The organism is Thalassolituus maritimus (assembly GCF_900156675.1).
Lineage (GTDB): Bacteria > Pseudomonadota > Gammaproteobacteria > Pseudomonadales > Oceanobacteraceae > Thalassolituus > Thalassolituus maritimus.
On the sequence record NZ_FTOH01000003.1, the window covers coordinates 43,483 to 63,082 of the forward strand.

A 19,600-nucleotide genomic window follows, 5' to 3' on the forward strand; every position below is an offset into this window, starting at 1 on the left:
ATGCGCGGTGATCATTTAAACCTCGACCAATATCCTCGTGATATGGTCGGTTATGGCAGCAACACACCATCAAATCCTTGGCCGAATAAGGCGCGGATTGCTGTGCAATTTGTGCTGAATTACGAAGAGGGTGGCGAGAATTGTGTGCTGCACGGCGACAAAGGATCGGAAACCTTTCTGTCTGAAATCGTCGGCGCCAAATCCTTTCCGGCGCGACACATGAGCATGGAGTCCATGTACGAATACGGAAGCCGGGCTGGCTTCTGGCGCATTCACCGGTTGTTCGAAGAAAAGAATATTCCGGTGACTGTCTACGGCGTAGCAATGGCATTGGTCCGCAATCCCGATGCCGTTGCGGCTATGAAAGCGAGTAACTGGGAAATTGCCAGCCACAGTTACCGCTGGATTAACCATCAGTTTATGCCGGAGATTGAAGAACGCCGCCATATTCAGAAAGCGATCGAAATTCATACCGAAGTCACAGGCTCACGGCCACTGGGCTGGTACACCGGACGCGACAGTCCGAATACCCGCAAGCTGGTGGTAGAGCAGGGCGGCTTCTTATATGACTCCGACAGTTACGCTGATGATCTTCCGTACTGGACGACTGATTACGGTGATCCACACCTGATTATTCCCTACACGCTGGATACCAATGATATGCGTTTTATGACACCTCATGGGTTTCATAACGCCGATCAGTTTTTTGCCTACCTGCGTGACAACTTTGATGTGCTTTATGCCGAAGGTGAGCATGCTCCCAAGATGATGACCATCGGCCTGCATAACCGGATTATCGGTAAGCCTGCACGCTTCAGGGCATTGCAGCGCTTTATTGATTATGTGCAGCAACACGACGATGTCTGGATCTGTCGTCGCGAAGATATCGCACGTCACTGGCACGAAAACTTTTACCCGGCGTAAGCCGGTACACACCCGGCCACTACGGCAGGGTAAATAAAAAACTACTGCAGGAGGCTAACAATGTCTGCTCACCACTACGACGCCGGAGATGCCGGTCTACACAATGATTCTTTAGTGCCTCTGAAGAAAAAAGAACAGACCTGGGGTTGGTTCGAAATATTTAACGTCTGGGCGAATGATATTCAGAGCCTGTTTGGTTACTCCCTTGTCGCCTCCCTGTTTATTGCCTATGGCGTGACAGGCTGGACTGCCTTTGCGGCATTGATTGCAGCAGGGTTTCTGGTGATGTTTCTGGTTAATATATCGGGCAAGCCCGGACAGAAACACGGTATTCCATATCCGGTACTCGCGCGCGCAAGCATGGGCGTAAATGGCTCGAAACTCCCGGCAGTATTACGTGCAATTGTTGCTGTGTTCTGGTTCGGTGCGCAAACCTATTTCGCGTCGACGGCACTCGAACTCTTTTTAGTCTCAGTGACAGGCAATACCGGCGGCGAGGAATTTCTCGGTCTGACGGCCTTCGGCTGGATCAGCTTTGTCGCGGTCTGGGCGTTTCAGGTGCTGCTGTTTTCCCGCGGCATGGGTTGGGTGTCTACCTTCCTTAACCTGGCCGGGCCTATCGTTTATCTGGTGATGGTTGGTCTGTTAGTCGTACTCTGGATTGAGTCCGACGGTAAGCTGCTGAGCGCTGCGCAAACCATCTTTGCCCCCGAGAATCCAACGTTTTCTAGCGAGTTCACCGGCTTTATTGCCATCGTTGGCACTATGGTTGCGTACTTTGCTGCGGTGATGATTAACTTCAGTGACTTCTCGCGTTACTCAAAAAGTACGTCTTCCATGAAGTTCGGCAACCTGGTTGGTTTACCTGCGAATATGGTGATCTTCTCTGCATTGGCCTTACTGATTACTGCCGGTGCTGCCGTTGTTTACGGTGAAGAACTGACGAACCCTACCACTATTGTTGAGCGTACTGACAGTGTTCTACTGAGCGTTATTGCTGCCTTTACTTTCTTTGCTGCAACCGTGGGCATCAACCTGGTGGCGAACTTTGTACCTGCTGTGAATGGTATTGCCAACCTGGCCCCAAAAACGCTCGATTATCGCCGCGCAGGCTGGATCGCTTCATTGCTCGCTCTGGTGATTGGTGCTTTCTGGGTCAGCCTCATCAGCCAGATTGGTATCAGCGCCTTTGTGAATACGCTGGGCGCCACGCTGGCTCCTCTCTACGGCATCATGATTGTTGATTACTACTGGCTTAAAAAGCAGCAGCTTAAACTGAAAGACCTCTACAGCTCAGACCCTGACGCGGCTTACCACTACACAAATGGCTGGAATAAGTCGGCGCTTTACGCGTTCGCGGTCGGTGCAGTCTTCTCTGTGGCAACGGTATGGGTGAAGGAGCTGCAGTTTCTTACTGGTTACGCCTGGTTGTTCGGCGCGGTACTCGGGGGCGCTGTGTATAAAGTGCTGTCGCCCTCCGCTGCCGCACAATCAAGTGCAAAAGAGGCAGCTGCCAATTCTTAAATTGTATACAAAGTAATAATCATATTGTGTACAATAATTTTTTCAACATGCCACCTCATCCCCTGAGGCTCAGCATAACAACCGCAAGTCCAGCGTGCTCCCTCAGGAGCCGCTGTCTTGTTCTTTGGAGAAATACAACGATGAATGCAAGCACAGAGGCTCCGGCCGTTATCCATACCCATATCGACCTACTAGGTGAGAAATACGGCGGACAGGCACTTTCCTGTAACGACGAGTTCTTCGCAGAAGCCAGCAATATGGTGAAGCGTGAAGAACCAGTCTTTATTGCCGACAAATACACCGATCGGGGCAAATGGATGGACGGGTGGGAAAGCCGCCGTCGTCGCACAGAAGGGCACGACTGGTGCATTCTTCGCTTAGGTGTACCGGGCCGTATTAAAGCGTTTGATGTGAACACCACGCACTTCCGTGGTAACGCGCCTGCTCAGGTGTCCATTGAAGGCTATATCGGTACCACAGATCCGGGCAGTGATGCTGAATGGCAGACGATTCTTGAAGTCTCAGACGTCAGCCCACACAGCCACAACTTCTTCGAAATCGACAATGCTGAGCGCTGGACACACCTGCGCCTGAACATCCTGCCAGACGGCGGTGTGGCGCGTCTGCGTGTTTATGGTGAGCCGATCCCGGACTGGTCGACCCTGCTGACCGGTGAAGTAGTTGACCTTGCAGCCTGCACTAACGGTGGTCGTGCGGTGGATTGTTCAGACATGTTCTTCAGTCCGATGAACAATCTCCTGGCACCGGGCCGTGGTATTAACATGGGCGATGGTTGGGAAACCCGCCGTCGTCGTACTCCGGGCAAAGACTGGATCATTGTGCGCCTGGGCACGCCGGGCAAAATTGCACGCTTACTGGTCGATACCTGCCACTTTAAAGGTAATTACCCGGATACCGTATCGCTGGAAGGCACTGTGTCTGACTCTGATGGTGTGCCAGCTGAAGATGCAGAATGGGTAACGATTCTGGATCAGGTGAAAACGGAAGCACACACCGAGCACTATTATCAGGAAGAACTTCAGAACACCGACGTGAAATACACCCACGTGCGTCTGAATATCTTCCCGGACGGTGGTGTCAGCCGCCTGCGTGTTTACGGTTACCCGGAACTGGATTAATACGCAATAGAGCAAACTGAGTAGATCCCAGCCCGGCAGTTGCTTCGCAATCGCCGGGCTGATTTATGAGAGGCAGATGATGACCGAAATAAAACCACTGACCGCTGAAGCGTTCGCAAAATATGGCGACGTGATCGAAGTCGATAGCAAAGAACCGATCGGTATTAACTATGGCTACACCGAGCGCTTCCATGATTTAGCGAATATCGATGCTACCGCTGAAGGTGGACGAGCAGGAGTCAGTATTTTCCGTTCACAGCCACTCCCGATGCCGATTTCCATCAAAATTATGGAACGCCACCCGCTGTCGAGTCAGGCATTTATGCCACTGTCGAACGAGCCCTATCTGGTCGTTGTAGCGCCTGCGGGAGAATTTGACGAATCCAGGATTGAAGTCTTTCTGGCGCAGCCCGGGCAGGGCGTGAATTACGCTGCGGGAACCTGGCATCACTTCTGTCTGGCACTCAATAAACCAAGTAACTTCCTTGTTGTCGATCGTATCGGAAAAGGCCACAACTGCGATGAAGTTGAGTTGAAGGAACTGAAGTCGATTGTCGTGTAACATACCGGGAAGGAAGCCGGAGCAGTTGCATGCGTACGAAGATAGGAAACTACAAGCTCACATACCTTAATCGCGAAAAGAAGGACTGGCGAAGGAAGGTACTGACCGAGTTTGGTCTACTGGCTAATATCTGGATAAGTGGTTTTTACATACCATTCCATCTATTCGATGGGCAGGATTATGCCTCTTTTATTTCACTTGGCTGCGCGTTAATCCTCAGTCTACTTTGTTGCTTTGGGTTGTATCGGTTGCAGGGCTCCCCTGTACGACAACTATACTGGCTGGAAAATATTCCCGTTCTGATTATTGAATTTTCAGCGGGTGTTCCTATTTTCTATCTCCTCATCGGCGTTATGACCGGAGATTTTTCAGCCGCTATTCTTTTCTTTCTTGCCGCAATATACGCGTTGCCGTTTATTTTTGACTACGTTCTGCCTTCACAGCCTGAAGTACCAAAGTTCTTCGGTACCCTCGAAACTGATGATAACAGCCCAAGTAGTGGCTCACGCTGCATGACCAAGGAAGAGCTAAAAGAGTCCTGGAACCGTTGCTGGTCAGGTATTGGAGCTGCTGGGGATGGGGTGTCGTTGAAAAACGACTTAGTAACCGCTTGGAATGAACCTCAGCGTAAGTACCATACACTCCAGCATCTTCATGAGTGTCTTTCTATTTTCGAAGAATTCCAGCACCTTGCCGAACATCCTCACGAAGTTGAACTCGCAATCTGGTTCCACGATGCCGTGTACGATATTAAAGGCAAGAATAACGAGCAGAAGAGTGCGGAGTGGGCACGGGCTGTACTCCATGAAGCAGGCGTCAGTAAAGAGCGTATTACGCGGATTTACGACCTCATCATGGCTACAGAACACAGTGTAATGGATGAGCTAGATACGTCAGATAAGCGATTACTCGTCGATATTGATCTGGCCATACTAGGCAGCTCTCCAAAAAGATTCGCTGAGTATGACAAGCAGGTAAGGGCGGAATACAGCTATGTTCCGGGCTTTCTCTATAGAAGAAAGCGTAAGCAGATACTGCAGTCGTTTCTTAAGCGAAATCCGATTTATCAGACACCCGACCTGAAACTCAGATTTGAGCTTCAGGCGAGACGAAACTTGAGCTGTTAGCCCGCGCTACCAATCACCATCTGAGCTTCCACCGACACCGGTACGGACTTAAATGCCGGTGTCCGGCTGCGCTGATCAACGGTCTGGCCGACGAGGACATTCGCTTCAGGATAGTAAGCCGCGATATTGCCTCGCGGAAGGTCAAATGCGACGACATCCAGATTCCGCATCTCGCCAGTATCAGAACGCAGGGTGACTTTATCCTTCTCTTTTAAACCGAGTGCTGCGATGTCGTCTTCGTTCATCAGAACCGAATGTCGGTGGGTGGTATCCCGGTAGCTGTCACGCTCTTCATAAATGATGCTGTTGAACTGTCCTTCGCTGCGGATGCTCATCAAGGTAAAGGCATGTTGTGCTTTTCGCTCTTCAGGGTGATCGTGCGGGTTGACGATAAACACCGCGCGGTTATCCGGCATATTAAATTCAGGCGTGTGTTTAATACGATTGCGGATAAAGAATTCTTTTTTCGCAACATCAATATCGGCGAGATCCTGCATACCCGGAATTGACTTCGCAATGGCATGGCGAATCGTGGTGTGTTTTTTAAAGGTCGAGAAGTCGAAGTGGCTTTTATCGACAATGCCCATGCCAATGTCCGAGAGGATATCGACTTCTGAACGCAGGTTATCAAGGCGATCGATGCCACCATCACTCAGCCGCACGTAGTTGAACATGGATTCCTGACTCGTAGCATCATGCTCTTCATCGCGTGCCAGTACCGGGAAGATTATGCTCTCGCTGTTATCGCAACCATGCACATGGCCCTGATTCAGGGTGGTGGTTAAAAAGACTTTAAACGGAATATTATCCAGCGATTTTTCTGCCCACTGGCTGTCAGGTGAGGCCGCATACAGATTGCCACCTAGCATAAGAGCGTTGTCGATATCGCCTCGTTCAGCAGCCTGAAGGCAGGCCATAGTATCCATGCCTTTATTGCGGGGCAGGGTTATTTTAAGTTCATTTTCAATGGCACTGAAGACGTCTTCAGCGAGAACAGGTTTAACACCGACGGTTCCCACACCCTGAATGTTCGAATGCCCTCGAAGTGGTAGCAGTCCTGCACCGGGTTTACCAAGCATGCCGCGAAGCATGGCAAGGTTGGCGATGGCCTCGACGTTATCAACGCCGTGCAGGTGGTGGGTCATGCCCATGCCCCAGGCGAATACGGTATTTTCAGAGTGTGCGTATACCTCGGCGACGGCGTGAATATCATCACGCGAAAGTCCGGTAATCGACTCGATCTCGTTCCATGACGTCCCTTCTATGTCAGCCAGATAGGCATCAAAATTGCGGGTGTACTGCGCGATAAAGTCAACATTGTGCTGTTGGTTCTCAATAATACTTTTCGCAATGCCTTTAAATACCGCGACATCGGTTGCGATTTTTGGTTGCAGGTATTCCGAGGCAATATCGTTGCCGCCCATTAACAGAGATTTCGGGCTTTTCGGTACGGCGAATTTCACCAGCCCGGGTTCTTTGGCCGGGTTAATTACAACTACGTGGCCGCCGCGCTCGCGACAGTTTTTCAGTTGGTGAATAAAGCGTGGGTGATTTGAAGACGGGTTCGCGCCCAATACAAAAATCAGGTCAGATTTTCCCAGGTCTGCGAGTTCTACGGTTGAGGTACCTGTGCCTATCGTTGTCGCCAGCCCGTCACCGGAGGCCTGATGACAGTAGTAAGAGCAGTTATTGATGTTAGTGCTGCCATACAGGCGCGCCATTAACTGCAACACAAAGGCCGCTTCATTGGATGAACGACCAGACGCATAAAAGAAGCTGCGCTCCGGCGCCGAAGCCGAAAATCGCTCTACCGTGCGGGCGATGGCATCGTCCCAGCTTATAGGCTCAAACTTATCCGAACCGGCTGCTTTATGGAGCGGCGTGCCTAAACGGCCCAGATGCTCAATTTCGTGGGATGACAGCTCTTTAAAGTCTGTAATCGTGTGATCGAATACGGGCAGAGGGATGGGACCCTGAATGTCGGTCGACTGCGCCTGAACGCTTTTGTTACACACCGACGGAAATTCATCCAGCTCATTGATCATACCGCCACGCTGGCCGCCCATACCCAGACCGCAGGCCTTGCAGGCATTGTGCGCTGCCAACGCTTTCGCGGCGTCTTTCACGCCAATACGACGCACGGTATTCAGGGTGTAGAGGACTTTCTTAAAGCCACCGCCAACGATCTTCTTGTGCATCGAGCTGTCTCTGTATGTCGTGTTAACAATAAGAATCAGTAAAGCGTAGATACTGGAGGCGGGCAATACGTCGGATTACGTATTTGCAGATATCTGATCGCTGATGTGTTTTGGTTGAAGGAATCGGGGTTAATAATGTTGTATGGTAGCGCTCTCGGAGTCGCAGCGACAATCAGGTATCAAACAGCGCCCGCCTGAATAGGATCCCGACTGGTAGGGTTTGTAGCGACGATGGATTGAACAAACATGGATTGAACAAAAGGATAATAAATGTACACCGATTCAGATCTGGAAAGTGCTGTCACCAAAGGCATATTCACGCGTGATTCCGTAGAGCGTTTCCGCCAGGACTACGAACAGCAGCACGCCAGCCCCATTGTTGATGAGGAGAACTTCCGCTTAGTCAGTGGCTTCAACGATATCTTCGTCGTTGTTATCTCTGTGGTCGTACTTCTTTCCTCCCTATCCTTTTTCAGTTCCATGTTTGGCGATGTGATTGGTTTCGCTGTCACGGCCTGTGCCGCTTGGGGACTTGCTGAGTATTACATTCGTATTCGCCGAATGGCGTTGCCTTCCATCGTGCTGCTATTTGCTTTTATTCCCAGTGCAACGGCAGTCATGGCGTTCCTATATTTAAGCGCGGCAGACATCAGAGAGTTGCCGATAAATGACCTTGTTAAGGAAAGTGGATTTGTAATTCCGCTGTTTTCTCTTATTGCTGCGCTTGCACATTGGTTACGTTTTCGGGTTCCGGTTACCATTGCGCTCATTACTGCTGCCGTGGCTGCTACGGTACTCGCCATACTGTTTACGTCGTTCCCACAACTTAGTGCCTACCTGTACCCGATGATGATGGTGGCTGGTGGTGTGGTATTTATCTTCGCCATGGGATGGGATATTTCCGATACTCGCCGCGTCACGCGTCGTTCGGATGTAGCATTTTGGCTGCACCTTCTATCGGCTCCGTTATTGATGCACCCCTTGTTCAAGATCATTGGCGTGATGGATGGTGATGTGAGCACCTCGGTTGCGGCTGTGATCCTCGGCGTATTTGTTCTGATAACGCTGATCTCTCTGCTGATTGACCGACGTGCGCTGATGGTTTCTTCTCTTGCCTATGTTCTTTATGCCATGAATGCGCTGTTCGATAATGTCGGAACACTTGGGCAACAACTCGGCCTGACAGGTTTGATCGTAGGCTGCAGCATGGTGCTCCTCACTGCATATTGGGATAAAGCCCGAACCTCGTTGCTGAAGCCGTTACCGGATAGTGTCTCCCGTTTGCTTCCGAACAAGGCGAGCGACGGTCCGACTTCATAGGGTGTTTGTTCAGCAATGTCGTAAAGAGTCTGAAAGTTACGAACTAGTCCAGAGCCGGTTTGTACAAATATTGTTCTAATTTGGTTACCATTGTTCGCCTAACGAAATAGGCATATCGCGACATCCCCTGGCGCGATAGGCAATAGGAAAGCCAGACAGGACATAATAATCATGGCGATTAAACGACTTGCAGCAATCATTTCCGCACTGGCGCTAGCATCTTGTGGTGGAGAAGGGTCGAGCATAGAGGGCCCCGCAAATCATCGCGTAAGTACATCCGTTACCGGGCAAGGCCAGATCTCACCCGATTTAGCGGATGTCGCTGAGGGCAGCAGCGTCCAGATGATTCTGCAACCTGTCGATGGCTATCAGGTCGCTACCGCCAGCGGTTGTAACGGCTCAATGCAGAGCAACCTGTACTACATCAGCAGTGTGACTCAGGACTGCACGGTGAACGTGTTGTTTACTGAAGTTCAGGAAGCACCAGCTGCACAGGAAGAGCCGGACGAAGAGCCTCCACGAGTATCCGGCGCAGTCTCTGCCGGTAACGGCCTGGTGATCGTCCAGTTTAACGAGCCGATGTCTGCGGACCTGATCGATTCCGTCGTTAACTTCAATATTACCCGTACCGACACCCAGCAGATTCTGCCGGTATTGGCTGCAAGCTTTGTCGATAGTCGCCAACAAGCCGTGCAGTTAGCAACCGGTGCTCAAATTAACACCGAATACAGTCTCGTCGTTGTGAACGCCTACGACATTGCGGGTAACGCGATTGCGCCACCAAGCGAAGAAGTCGAAATCAATCCTAACTCAGCCACCTTTATTGGTACCCGCCCGGATGGCGATGAGTTGATCGACAGCGACGAAGACGGTCTTGCCGATTACATCGAACTCGAAGGCTGGCCGGTGATCGTTACCCGCACCGACGGAAGCACTGAAACCTTCCACGCCAGCTCTGATCCACTCGACCCCGACACCGACAACGACGGCGTCCCCGATAACGACGAACGTCACGGCGGTTTAAACCCGTTAAGCATAGATACCGACGGCGACACCCTCGACGACGACGCCGAATGGAACCGCATCTATTCAGACGGCACCAAGCAAGACACCGACGGCGACGGCATTCAGGATGGCTTCGAATACGTCTTCTTTAAAACTTCGCCGATTCTGGCCGATACCGACGGCGACCAGATGGACGACCCCAGCGAAGTGGCATCAGGCAATCGTAATCCATTGATGGCCGACATGCCGATCCCGGATATTGATGTGGGCTTGGTGAATCTGCAGCTGGATACCCGTTTAACCTACACCGATGAAAGCGGGCAGGTCGTTACTGAATCCAACACCAGCGAAGCCACACTGACGCAGGGTAATAACCAGACGTACTCCTCGGCCAACGAGAACTCAACCAAAGAGACGGTAGAAAACTCCGTCTCACTGACGCTCAGTGCAGAAAAAGAAATTAAATACGGCGTGACCGATGGCGGTGGTAAAGGCAGCACAAAATTCAGCGCGAGCCGGACAACGTCCGCATCCAATACTAACGAATGGGGCAGCACCGTCTCATTTGGCGAAGAGAGTAACCAAAGCGCCGAAGAGGCCTACCACGACTCGCTCACTACCGAAAACGCCCGTGATACCCGCGAGAGCATTACCCGTGAAGTTTTGGGTGCATCAATGCGTGTCGACGTGACCGTGGCTAATGCCGGCAATATTCCATTCTCGATCAGCAACCTTGAACTGACCGCACAGGCACAAGACCCGAATAACCGCCGCCGTATTATTCCTATCGGCTCGCTTGTGCCGGAAAACGACAACCTCGATTCTGTGAATATCGGTGCCATTGGCGAAACCGCTCGTGGGCCGTTCATCTTCCGTACCGAGAACGTCTTCCCGCAAGAAATCGAAGACCTGATGAAAAACCCGCGAGGTTTAGTCGTGCAATTAGCTAACTACGACATCACCGATGAAAACGGCAACAACTACGCCTTCACCTCACAGCAGATCCAGGACCGAACCGCCGAGATTACCTTTGATATGGGGAATGGTGTGGTCGAAAGCTACCGCATTGCCACCGCCAGTGATCATCATTCTTCGACTGGTGCACCCAACGGCATCAGCATGAAACGCGCGTTAGAGATTGCCGGTATCCGTGGCACACAGATTATCCGCGACGGTGGCAACGGTGTGGTCGAAACCGTCGCCGCGCCAACCTCCGATGATGAACAACTCGAAACCGCGGGCAGCAGCGTTGAGCCGCGCAGCATTATTATTGCCGCCGGTGACGACAACAGCATCACTACCAGCCCCGGAGGTGACGACATTCTGATAGAGCCGGATTACGCCACCGAACTGTTCGCTACCTCTGCGGTTATTATTGACGGCGGCAATGGCATCGCCGAAACCGATGCCTCCGGTGATGATGATTTTGTCAGCACCCTGAACGCCGACATCGAACCCGGCCAGGTAGTCATACGGGCGGGCGACGACGGCGTGATTGATTCTATCCCGACCGGTGACGACGTACTGGTTGAAGCAGGACAAGAGCATTACGTACTGACGCGCTTCCGCGATGTAGAAGCCATCGCCGGTGAAGCCCGCTTCTGGGTACTGTTTACCAACAACCAGAATATCGAAAACGTCGACTTCGATAACCTGCGTCTGCGTTCTGGTCAGCAATACAACTTGACCTACGTGCAGGACAAAGACCTCGACCGCGTCTGGGCGCGTGAAGAATACCTGCACGGCAGCTCAGACGAGAGCATTAACACCGACGGCTGTGATCAGGACAATGGTCTTGAGGTGTGCGATACGCTTACTGACTACACCGAAATCAAAGAAGGCTGGCTGGTGCAGCTCAAAGGCGCACGTCAGAGCTACCGCGTGTTCTCCAATCCGGCACAAGCCGACTCCGACCGCGACGGCCTGACCGATGATCTCGAACGCGCTTGTGGCCTCGACCCACGCCTGCGTGACACCGACCTTGATGGCCTTACTGATTATGAAGAAATTACCGGTCAGCGCGTCGAAGGCAACATCGTAACGCCGATGGTCAGCATCGATGTTGATGACTCCAGCGTACCGTCCATGACGATTACGCCTTACCTGGGTACAGAGCCTGATCCGATTCCAACAGAGCGAGAGACTGGTGCCATATGGACGGAGCACAGCGTTAGTGCTGAATGCCAGCAGATGCTTGAAGACAAACTCACCGGAGGTTACGCCACTGATCCGCTGAACCCGGATACCGACGGCGACTTCGTCAATGACCTCGCCGAACTGTCACTGGGTCTGCACCCGAACGACCGCGTCGACGGCGCAGACTTCCTCGATGACGACGGCGACGGGCTGGTGAATTCTGCTGAAAGCAACGGCTGGATCGTGACCGAAGCCTTCTGGGGTGCGAACCGTTTGGTCACTGCTGACCCTACTAAAACCGATACCGATGAAGACGGCCTGCCGGATCTGCTTGAGTTCTACCTCAAAACCGACCCACGCAGTACCGACACCGACGGCGATGGTATTAGCGACGGTGATGAATACCGCAACGGCGGTGACGTCTGTGTCACACGAGCCAATCCGTGCATCACCTTTAATCAGGTACCGGAGAACGACTACGCCGCCTTCGTGCGTGCCTGTAACCTCGCACCGGCCTGTAACGTCGCCCAGATCGAAGCGACACTCGCGGCCGAAAGCCAGTACGGCACCAACCCAAGCTCTGTTGATAGTGATACCGACACACTCTACGACAGAGAAGAACTCGGCCTGCCACAGGGCGCGACACCGCCACGCCGGATTACCATTAACGGCAGTGATATTGGCATCTTCGTATCAAACCCGCGCGTCAGCGACACGGATAACGACGGCCTGAACGATCAGACGGAATACCTCGACTACACCAACCCGAACGCGGGCGATTCAGACGGCGACGGTAATTCAGATTTTTTTGAGAAATACACTTCAGGCACGAATCCGCGCCAGGGTGATATCAAATATAAAATCTGGCTCGACGGTTTTGACCTGCGCGTCAACGCCGCCACCTGGTTGGATGTCAACGCAGGGCGGACACTTACCGAATGTGACTTCCGCATATCGGTTGGTACCTTCTCGTACGATGCGACACTGCCAGCAGGCACACCCATCCCGTGTTATTACGGCGAATATATCGTCGATACCAACAACGTGTTGCAGCCGGGCTTAGGCTTCCCAGCTCTGGAAGCCTATATCCAGACCAATGGCGGCAATAACAACTACTGTTACCTCAGCATCCCGCTGGATTACGGTAAGGTCGAAGGTTCGCACTACACCGTGACCTGCTCGCACAACAACGGCACCTATAACGACATCGACTTTACTGCGCGCTTCTACTTTGATCGGGTGGAAGAATAAATAAAGTGGGTGAAACGGTAGGATGAAGGGACTTTTGAGTGATAAAACAGCCGCCGTTTGGCGGCTGTTTTGGTTGTGCCTCAGGCCCGTCGTTTGGTGCGGGCTTTCTGGCGCTTACGCCACCAGATTTTCACTCCGCTGTAGCTGAAATAGGTGACCATCAGTCCTAGCAGGCACACCAGTAGCTGATAAGGTCGGCCAAATACTTCCGCCATATGAAGAGCGTAAAGCCATTGCGTAACTGTGGTGCCTGAGTACTGACCGGTTGGCCAATACACATCAAGGAACTCACCCGTCGCAGCATCAATATAGATCACACTTCTGGCGATGGCATCGTCAACGTCCCGCGATGAATGGAAGCGATACTGAAACGTATTTTTTGCTTTCAGGTAACGAAAAGACCGCTCGTGCCCCAATGAAACCTTGTACTCGCTGGCGATACTTTCGGCATGAGCGCGGGCCATCGACAATGCCTCCTGAAAAGGCAGAGGCGTTAACGTGTGTCCTGTAGAGGGAGTTTCTGGCGGCGCTTGAAAAACCGCATAAGTCACAGGCTTATAAACATCACGAAGATTAAACGCCACCGATGACCAGGCGAATATCAGCAGTAAGGCCCAGAGCCAAAGACCCGCAGAGCGGTGCAGTAAAAAGTGAAAGGTATAGCCCTTGCTTTTCCAGCGCATTTTAAAACTTTGCTTCCATCGCTGGCGGAAAAGCTTCCACGAAAACCTCTTCATGATAGGAAGAGTCGTGGCGACTGCGATAAAGCAATCGACTGTCCAGATGAGCGCGATAATGCCCAACAACAGAACACCCCAGGTGCCGGGCAACCAGAGCGTGTAGTGGAGCTTATAAATGAACCCAGCGATGTTCCGCCAGCTGTCTGACAAGTCACCCCATTGCCGTGCGCCCATCACCTCGGCGGTATAAGGGTTAATAAATAGCCGGTTAAATTCCTCAGAGCCATTAACATACAGGCGTAGCGAACGCCCGGACACAAACTCCAGGCTCATGGTGTTCAGCGTACCGCCGTGCGATTCGGTGTACCCCTGAGCGGCTCTATACAGATAATCTTCTTGTAGAAAATTACTGCCTTTCTGCTCAGTAAAAAACAGATCAGGGTTCAGCCACTCATCAAGCTCGTGGTAGTAAGCCAGTATGCTACCGGTCAGGCCAGATACCACCAGAAACAGCGCAATGGTTAATCCAAAGTAGCGGTGCAGAGAAACAAATTTCTGTTTATGTTGTGCGTGTGAAAACATAACTCTCAATAACTAAAAAGGGCCCGCGTTGCGGACCCTGAGTACAGGATTCGATTCCTGGTTAGGAACGTACCGGTGATCAGAACTGCAGGCGGCTGCCCAGCACAATCGTACGACCCGGACCTTCTGTGTAGTAGCTTGCATTCGTTGTCAGGCTCTGTGACGCAACCGGGAAATAATCCTCGTTAAACAGGTTTTCTACACCTGCATACACCTGCCAGTCACCTGGTTGATAGGTTACACGTGCATTCGCCACCTGATAACCAGAAATCGGGCCTTCATAGTTTGAATAAGTACCGTCTTCCTGTGCGTCGAACTCATCACGCTCACCGATATGCGTAATATCTGCATTCACAGTGACATTGTAAGACACCGGCCAGTTAACGTATGCCGTCAGCTTATCAGGGCTGATAAAACGATTGCTTAGCGGATCGTTGGTATCCGGATTTTCGCCACGGATATGGCTGTAAGTAGCACCTAACAGCAGGCCAGAGTTAAATTGATAATCCGCAAGGATTTCAACACCGTAAATTTCCTGAGGCTCGCGCACAGGCAGGTAAATACCCGTGTTCGGATCTTCAACGGTAGAGGTACCCAGCGTGGAAGTACTTCTGTAGATAGCGACTTCAAGGTGCAGATTATTGACGTCACTGCTGGCACCAATTTCGTAGTGTTTTACTTTTGAGGCTTCGGTTTCTACCTGAGACAGACTGGTAACCGTGGCACTGCGAAGCAGGCGACCGAGGTCTGAAATGTCGTAACCTTCAGAGTAGTTAAAGAAGGGGCTGAACTCCGGCATTGCTGTGTAGCGTACACCCAGGTTGTAGGTGGTCAGGTTATATTTCAACGTACCACCTTCAACAGCAAACGCTTCAGAACAGGTGTCTTCGCTGCGGCAAAGTCTTAATGTATCGTAGTCATCCACCTGGATCTCAGTTCTTTGCTGACGGATACCCGCCTTAAACATCCAGTTGTCATTCCAGTTCAGGTTGTTCTGAACGTACGCTGCCGTATTATCCATATCCATTTCGGGCACCCAGATACGGCCATCGACCAATGGTTGCGAGCTTACGTCTTCAACGTAGTCGACGCCGTAAGTAATGCGGTTATCAAAGTCTCCGAAGCTGAAGACGCTGGATAAATCGGTACGTAAACCCTGTTTCTCAGACAAAATCACAGACTGACCACCGTCATAACCTTCATCTGGGTTGGCCAGGCGGGTACTGAAGAAAAAGACGTTCTCAATTCGCTGTTTATACGCATCTATCGAGAAAGAAGTACCAGGCAGTACTTCATCGTGGCTGTACTTCACCATAAGGTTGTAATTGTCGTTGGGACCCTGTGGGTCACCCGGGCGTGCTTCGCCAGTGTCGTTATCAACCGCAATGGTTTTCTCGCCCGTGGCGTAACTGCCTGGCTCATCAATCAGGTTGGTGTCCTGCTGAGAGTCAAAGTAGTTGTAGGTCAGGTGAATGCGTTGCTGATCATCAAACTCCCAGCCCAGTTTAGTGAGCAGGTTCTGAGTCGTTAAATCAGAGAGACCATAGACCAGACCCATAGTGTCGCCATCAGAGTCTTTCTGTTCGCCGTAACTGTCGTAAGCGCCGCTCACCAGATAAGAGAACTGCCCCAGCGTACCGCTAACCGTAGAATCGATACGCTTACTGAGGCTGTCTTCAAACTCTACGGCTGAGAAGCGGGTGCTGATGCCCACATCGCCACTGAATTCTGAATCCGGGTCAGCCTGCTTAGTGATGTAGTTGACCAGACCGCCCGAAGCGCCGTGACCATACAAAGAAGAAGAGCCTTTAATGACCTCGATACGCTCGATCGCAGCGGCATCAATGGTACGCAGACCCAATGCGCCGTTACGCAGAGGGGTAGACTGAGGTACACCATCAATCAGAATCAGAGCATTACGACCGCGTAGCTTAAAGCCGGAGTTACTGGTGCTCGCTTTCGACGGCGAGAAGCCCGGCACCTGAACCGACAGCAGCTGCTGAATTTCTGGCGATACCTTCAGGCCTTCCTCAATGGCTTTCTGATCCAGAATGTTCACCGACGCAGGCATACTGGCCACGCGCTCTTCGGCGCGGCTGCCCGATACAACCATGTCATCGAGGGAAACATCCTCGGCCTGAGACGTGCCTGCCAGCACGATAAGAGTGGCCGCAGAGAGACTACGCATGAAAGACTCCTAATAATTATTTATGAGAATGATTTGCATTATGCATATATTTGTCAGAATTGTAAGTGATTTGTATTTACGAAGGGGCAAGTTCGAGAGGAGCTGTAGGAGCGCAACGCGAAGCTTGCGCGATGGCTGCACGTTTCCGTTAGGGTAGTGGACTTGTAGGAGTGGAGGTTATCTGCGACCTGTTCACACAACAGCGGCATCTGCAACGACATTGATTTCACTGCGCGGTTTTACTTTGATCGGGTGGAGAAGTAAATGAGATGGAGTGACCTCGAAGGGAAGAGGGGCCTTTAGAGTAATGAAACAGCCGCCATCGGGCGGCTGTTTTGGTTGTTGGGGTGGCGGAATATGGGGTTGTGAGGATTGGGGATATCCGACAAACTATATTTCTCAAGGAATAGGAGAACCAGGGATGTTAAAGGTACATGTATGGCCACCGCATGGCGGGATGGTTGGTCACACTTCATTGTCGTTCGGGGCGGACTACATTAGCTTCTGGCCACAGGATGTAGCAGGTAAAAAAGATCTGAAAATCAAGAGGACGCATCCTGGTCACTTTATGGCGGCCTTGCAGGAAGATATTCGCGCTGAAGGTGGTCGGCAGCCCATTACAGTTGTGATTAACAACGTCAACAGAACCGAACTGGCCAAGCATATTGCGAACTTGATTGCTAATAAACCCTCGTATCAGCTAGCTCGAAACAACTGTTCCAACATTGTCGCTGAATGCCTGGAAGTGGCTTGTGGGATTGGCCCATCATTCAAACCCTCAGCACATGATTATGGCAAACTTGGAAAAGTGCTTGGGCGTGGTATATGGACGCCTAATGAGGTATTAAGATACGCAAATGAACTTGCAAGAGATAGCCGGACGCTCGCATGAAAATCATATATAACGAGAACTTCAACTTTGACCTCGGGTTGCTGAAACATCTGCACCCTTTTGAGGGAATGAGGTTCCGTAAAATATATGATCGACTCTCTCAAGATAATGGCATTGAATTCTTGTCGCCCGAAGAGCCTGTATCTGATGAGATAATCAGTGAATTTCTTTCTGAGGTAATGCTGCAACTCGTTAAGAATCGAAATGGCGTTTTAAAAGCACTGGAATTTCCTAGGCTACCGTTTATTACTCAGGCGTACCTCGAACGGAAAGTTCTGAGTCCGATGCGATGGGGTGTGGCAGGTACTCTGTTTGGCGCTGAAAACGCATTGCAAAGTGGTCAGAATTATTGGAACTTATCGGGTGGTTACCACCATGCCATGCGAAATCAGATGGAAGGATTTTGCGTTTACAACGATATAGGTATCACATATCAGCAGTTGCTTAAGAGCGGTCAAGTGACCGGCGATGATCGTATTCTGATTATCGATACCGATGCTCATCATGGTAATGGTACCGCACACGTGTTTATGGATAACCCAAATGTTGTCCTCATGGATGTGTATAACGCCAGTATTTATCCGACCAGTGAATACACTCGCGATCGTGTCGATATTCCAATGAAGCTCAAGCCAGGGACCGATGGCGAAACCTACCTTGAGTGTTTGAAAATCGCTTTGGGAGAAATTCAAGGAGACTTCAGGTTAGCGTTTGTTGTCGCCGGAACGGACGTTCTGAGTTCTGATAAATTGGGTGGTTTGAAACTTACTCCTGATGATGTAGCAAAGCGAGAAAGGCTGACTTTAAGTCGTTTAAAGGAACTCGCTATACCAGCGGTCATTACTGGCGGAGGCGGCTATTCCTCAGATGGAGTGGATGCGACAGTGAAAGCTGTTCTTAAAGCAAAGTCCGAAGGGTTGTAGATGGTATCCGGAGGCTAAAGCCAGTGGCAGATCCTAACGTATATTCATTGGAAGTTGATTTCGCACATATCAAAACCTTCAGTTGTGTCAATGGACGGCCTTTCCGCTGCAAAGGATTACTAGTCACCGTAGAGCAACCAGTAGCCGTCAAACCTGACGAAGATGATGCCGAGCTTCCACTGTGTGATATGTCACTGGTAAATGTCGGCTCTTTCGTCGTCAGTAATGATCTTTATGAGTACTTAAAGCCACTCGCTGGCAACACGGTGCAATTCATTGAGCTGCAGTGGGAGAATGCTCGCTTATGGCTCTGTAATGTCGTCAGCGTGGTTGATTGCCTTGATCAGCAGAAGTCAGAGATGAATCCATTCGGTGGGGTTGCTAATGCTGTTTTCGATTTGAGTAAAGTTCCGGAGCAAGGCTTCTTTAAAATCAAGGAAGACAATTTTACAGGTATTTACCTGAGCCCAGCTATTTATGAGGCATTGATTGCCTATCAGCCAAGTGGAGTTGAGTTTGAAGAGGCCGCTCTTACTTGAAGCTAAGGGACTTGCGACAGGTCATGGGCGGATACCATGGTGTACAGAATCTCAACGAATGATTTGGATTTCCTTAGTTTGATCTATAACGATGAAGAAGTCATAGAAAAACTCGGGGAAGATAATCTGATCCAGGTTGAATGCGACCCAAGAGAATATGCACCTATATGGTAGAAACTGTCAGTCCGCTTTGAGTCTGCACTAGGTGGTAAGAGCGATAAACCTATTCCTGATCTTCAGGTACACAGCGGCCATCTCTTTTTATCAGAGAGAGCCCTGAAGGCATTGAAAGACGTTCTCGAGCCTCATGGTGAGCTGCTACCAGTAGTCTATAGCTCTGAAAACGAAGCTCCGAAAGAGGGAGCTATTTTCAATCCTTTGAAGGTCGTACCAACCAATGAGAGGACCAGTACTAAGGATTCATTCGGGGAGGTTGCTTCTTTGTTTTTCGATACTGAGGAAGTGATTTTCAAGACAGATTTTGATGATTACTTTGGTTTGTACTGTAGTAACGAGTTTCAGAGGTTTATTAAAGCGAATGAGCTTACCGGTTTGGAAATGAGAGAAAACCTTGCTTCTAATGAAGCTCAGATTAACACTCGGATGTGAT

At 50.9% G+C, this 19,600-nt stretch carries 14 protein-coding genes; 11 read left to right on the forward strand and 3 right to left on the reverse strand.

Going from position 1 to position 19,600, the window contains the following annotated elements; all coding sequences use genetic code 11:
* From puuE to BW941_RS17880, 5 genes are all read left to right on the forward strand, one after another.
* Window positions 1–924 carry an allantoinase PuuE gene (gene puuE, locus BW941_RS05185; RefSeq protein ID WP_076514588.1) on the forward strand — a complete coding sequence of 308 codons (924 nt, stop codon included), beginning with the start codon at window positions 1–3 and terminating at the stop codon, window positions 922–924.
* A 60-nt stretch (window positions 925–984) separates the two neighbouring features.
* Window positions 985–2,448, forward strand: a complete 1,464-nt coding sequence (locus BW941_RS05190; protein WP_076514589.1) for an NCS1 family nucleobase:cation symporter-1 — start codon at window positions 985–987, stop codon at window positions 2,446–2,448.
* A gap of 140 nt (window positions 2,449–2,588) precedes the next feature.
* The gene (alc, locus tag BW941_RS05195) at window positions 2,589–3,587 is read left to right on the forward strand and encodes an allantoicase (protein ID WP_076514590.1); all 999 of its coding nucleotides are present in this window, start codon (window positions 2,589–2,591) and stop codon (window positions 3,585–3,587) included.
* A 76-nt stretch (window positions 3,588–3,663) separates the two neighbouring features.
* Entirely contained in the window at window positions 3,664–4,149 is a 486-nt protein-coding gene (locus BW941_RS05200) for an ureidoglycolate lyase (protein WP_139325753.1), read from the forward strand.
* Window positions 4,150–4,178: 29 nt separating this feature from the next.
* A complete protein-coding gene (locus tag BW941_RS17880) occupies window positions 4,179–5,276 on the forward strand; it encodes an HD domain-containing protein (protein ID WP_217693569.1) in 1,098 nt (365 codons plus the stop codon).
* On the opposite strand, the gene BW941_RS05210 is transcribed toward BW941_RS17880, so the two are convergent.
* Window positions 5,273–7,474, reverse strand: a complete 2,202-nt coding sequence (locus BW941_RS05210) for an FdhF/YdeP family oxidoreductase (RefSeq protein WP_076514592.1) — start codon at window positions 7,472–7,474, stop codon at window positions 5,273–5,275. The genes BW941_RS17880 and BW941_RS05210 overlap by 4 nt on opposite strands.
* Before the next feature lie 270 nt (window positions 7,475–7,744).
* Here BW941_RS05210 and BW941_RS05215 point away from each other — a divergent pair, with 270 nt between their 5' ends.
* Complete coding sequence (locus BW941_RS05215; protein ID WP_076514593.1) at window positions 7,745–8,794, forward strand: hypothetical protein; 1,050 nt, start codon at window positions 7,745–7,747, stop codon at window positions 8,792–8,794.
* A gap of 171 nt (window positions 8,795–8,965) precedes the next feature.
* Window positions 8,966–13,186, forward strand: a complete 4,221-nt coding sequence (locus BW941_RS05220) for an Ig-like domain-containing protein (RefSeq protein WP_076514594.1) — start codon at window positions 8,966–8,968, stop codon at window positions 13,184–13,186.
* 80 nt (window positions 13,187–13,266) lie between these two features.
* Here the strand turns inward: BW941_RS05220 and BW941_RS05225 are convergent, their stop codons facing one another.
* Complete coding sequence (locus tag BW941_RS05225) at window positions 13,267–14,448, reverse strand: PepSY-associated TM helix domain-containing protein (protein WP_076514595.1); 1,182 nt, start codon at window positions 14,446–14,448, stop codon at window positions 13,267–13,269.
* Window positions 14,449–14,527: 79 nt separating this feature from the next.
* A complete protein-coding gene (locus BW941_RS05230) occupies window positions 14,528–16,636 on the reverse strand; it encodes a TonB-dependent receptor (RefSeq protein WP_076514596.1) in 2,109 nt (702 codons plus the stop codon).
* Window positions 16,637–17,057: 421 nt separating this feature from the next.
* Between BW941_RS05230 and BW941_RS05235 the strand changes: the two genes are divergently transcribed.
* The 4 genes from BW941_RS05235 (at window position 17,058) to BW941_RS05250 (ending at window position 19,599) form a co-directional block, all read left to right on the forward strand.
* The gene (locus tag BW941_RS05235) at window positions 17,058–17,528 is read left to right on the forward strand and encodes a hypothetical protein (protein WP_076514597.1); all 471 of its coding nucleotides are present in this window, start codon (window positions 17,058–17,060) and stop codon (window positions 17,526–17,528) included.
* On the forward strand, window positions 17,525–18,451 hold the full coding sequence (locus BW941_RS05240; RefSeq protein WP_076514598.1) for a histone deacetylase family protein: 927 nt from the start codon (window positions 17,525–17,527) through the stop codon (window positions 18,449–18,451). Before BW941_RS05235 ends, BW941_RS05240 begins: the two co-directional genes overlap by 4 nt.
* 23 nt (window positions 18,452–18,474) lie before the next feature.
* Window positions 18,475–18,990, forward strand: coding sequence for an imm11 family protein (locus tag BW941_RS05245; protein WP_076514599.1), 516 nt, complete (start codon window positions 18,475–18,477; stop codon window positions 18,988–18,990).
* Between the two features lie 285 nt (window positions 18,991–19,275).
* Entirely contained in the window at window positions 19,276–19,599 is a 324-nt protein-coding gene (locus tag BW941_RS05250) for a hypothetical protein (protein ID WP_076514600.1), read from the forward strand.
* The last annotated feature ends 1 nt before the right edge of the window (window position 19,600 follow it).

What these genes read in the sequence shown, in the direction of transcription:
- puuE (WP_076514588.1), top strand. Translation starts at nt 1, where the DNA reads ATGCGCGGTGATCATTTAAACCTCGACCAATATCCTCGTGATATGGTC.
- BW941_RS05190 (WP_076514589.1), top strand. Translation starts at nt 985, where the DNA reads ATGTCTGCTCACCACTACGACGCCGGAGATGCCGGTCTACACAATGAT.
- alc (WP_076514590.1), top strand. Translation starts at nt 2,589, where the DNA reads ATGAATGCAAGCACAGAGGCTCCGGCCGTTATCCATACCCATATCGAC.
- BW941_RS05200 (WP_139325753.1), top strand. Translation starts at nt 3,664, where the DNA reads ATGATGACCGAAATAAAACCACTGACCGCTGAAGCGTTCGCAAAATAT.
- BW941_RS17880 (WP_217693569.1), top strand. Translation starts at nt 4,179, where the DNA reads ATGCGTACGAAGATAGGAAACTACAAGCTCACATACCTTAATCGCGAA.
- BW941_RS05210 (WP_076514592.1), bottom strand. Translation starts at nt 7,474, where the DNA reads ATGCACAAGAAGATCGTTGGCGGTGGCTTTAAGAAAGTCCTCTACACC.
- BW941_RS05215 (WP_076514593.1), top strand. Translation starts at nt 7,745, where the DNA reads ATGTACACCGATTCAGATCTGGAAAGTGCTGTCACCAAAGGCATATTC.
- BW941_RS05220 (WP_076514594.1), top strand. Translation starts at nt 8,966, where the DNA reads ATGGCGATTAAACGACTTGCAGCAATCATTTCCGCACTGGCGCTAGCA.
- BW941_RS05225 (WP_076514595.1), bottom strand. Translation starts at nt 14,448, where the DNA reads ATGTTTTCACACGCACAACATAAACAGAAATTTGTTTCTCTGCACCGC.
- BW941_RS05230 (WP_076514596.1), bottom strand. Translation starts at nt 16,636, where the DNA reads ATGCGTAGTCTCTCTGCGGCCACTCTTATCGTGCTGGCAGGCACGTCT.
- BW941_RS05235 (WP_076514597.1), top strand. Translation starts at nt 17,058, where the DNA reads ATGTTAAAGGTACATGTATGGCCACCGCATGGCGGGATGGTTGGTCAC.
- BW941_RS05240 (WP_076514598.1), top strand. Translation starts at nt 17,525, where the DNA reads ATGAAAATCATATATAACGAGAACTTCAACTTTGACCTCGGGTTGCTG.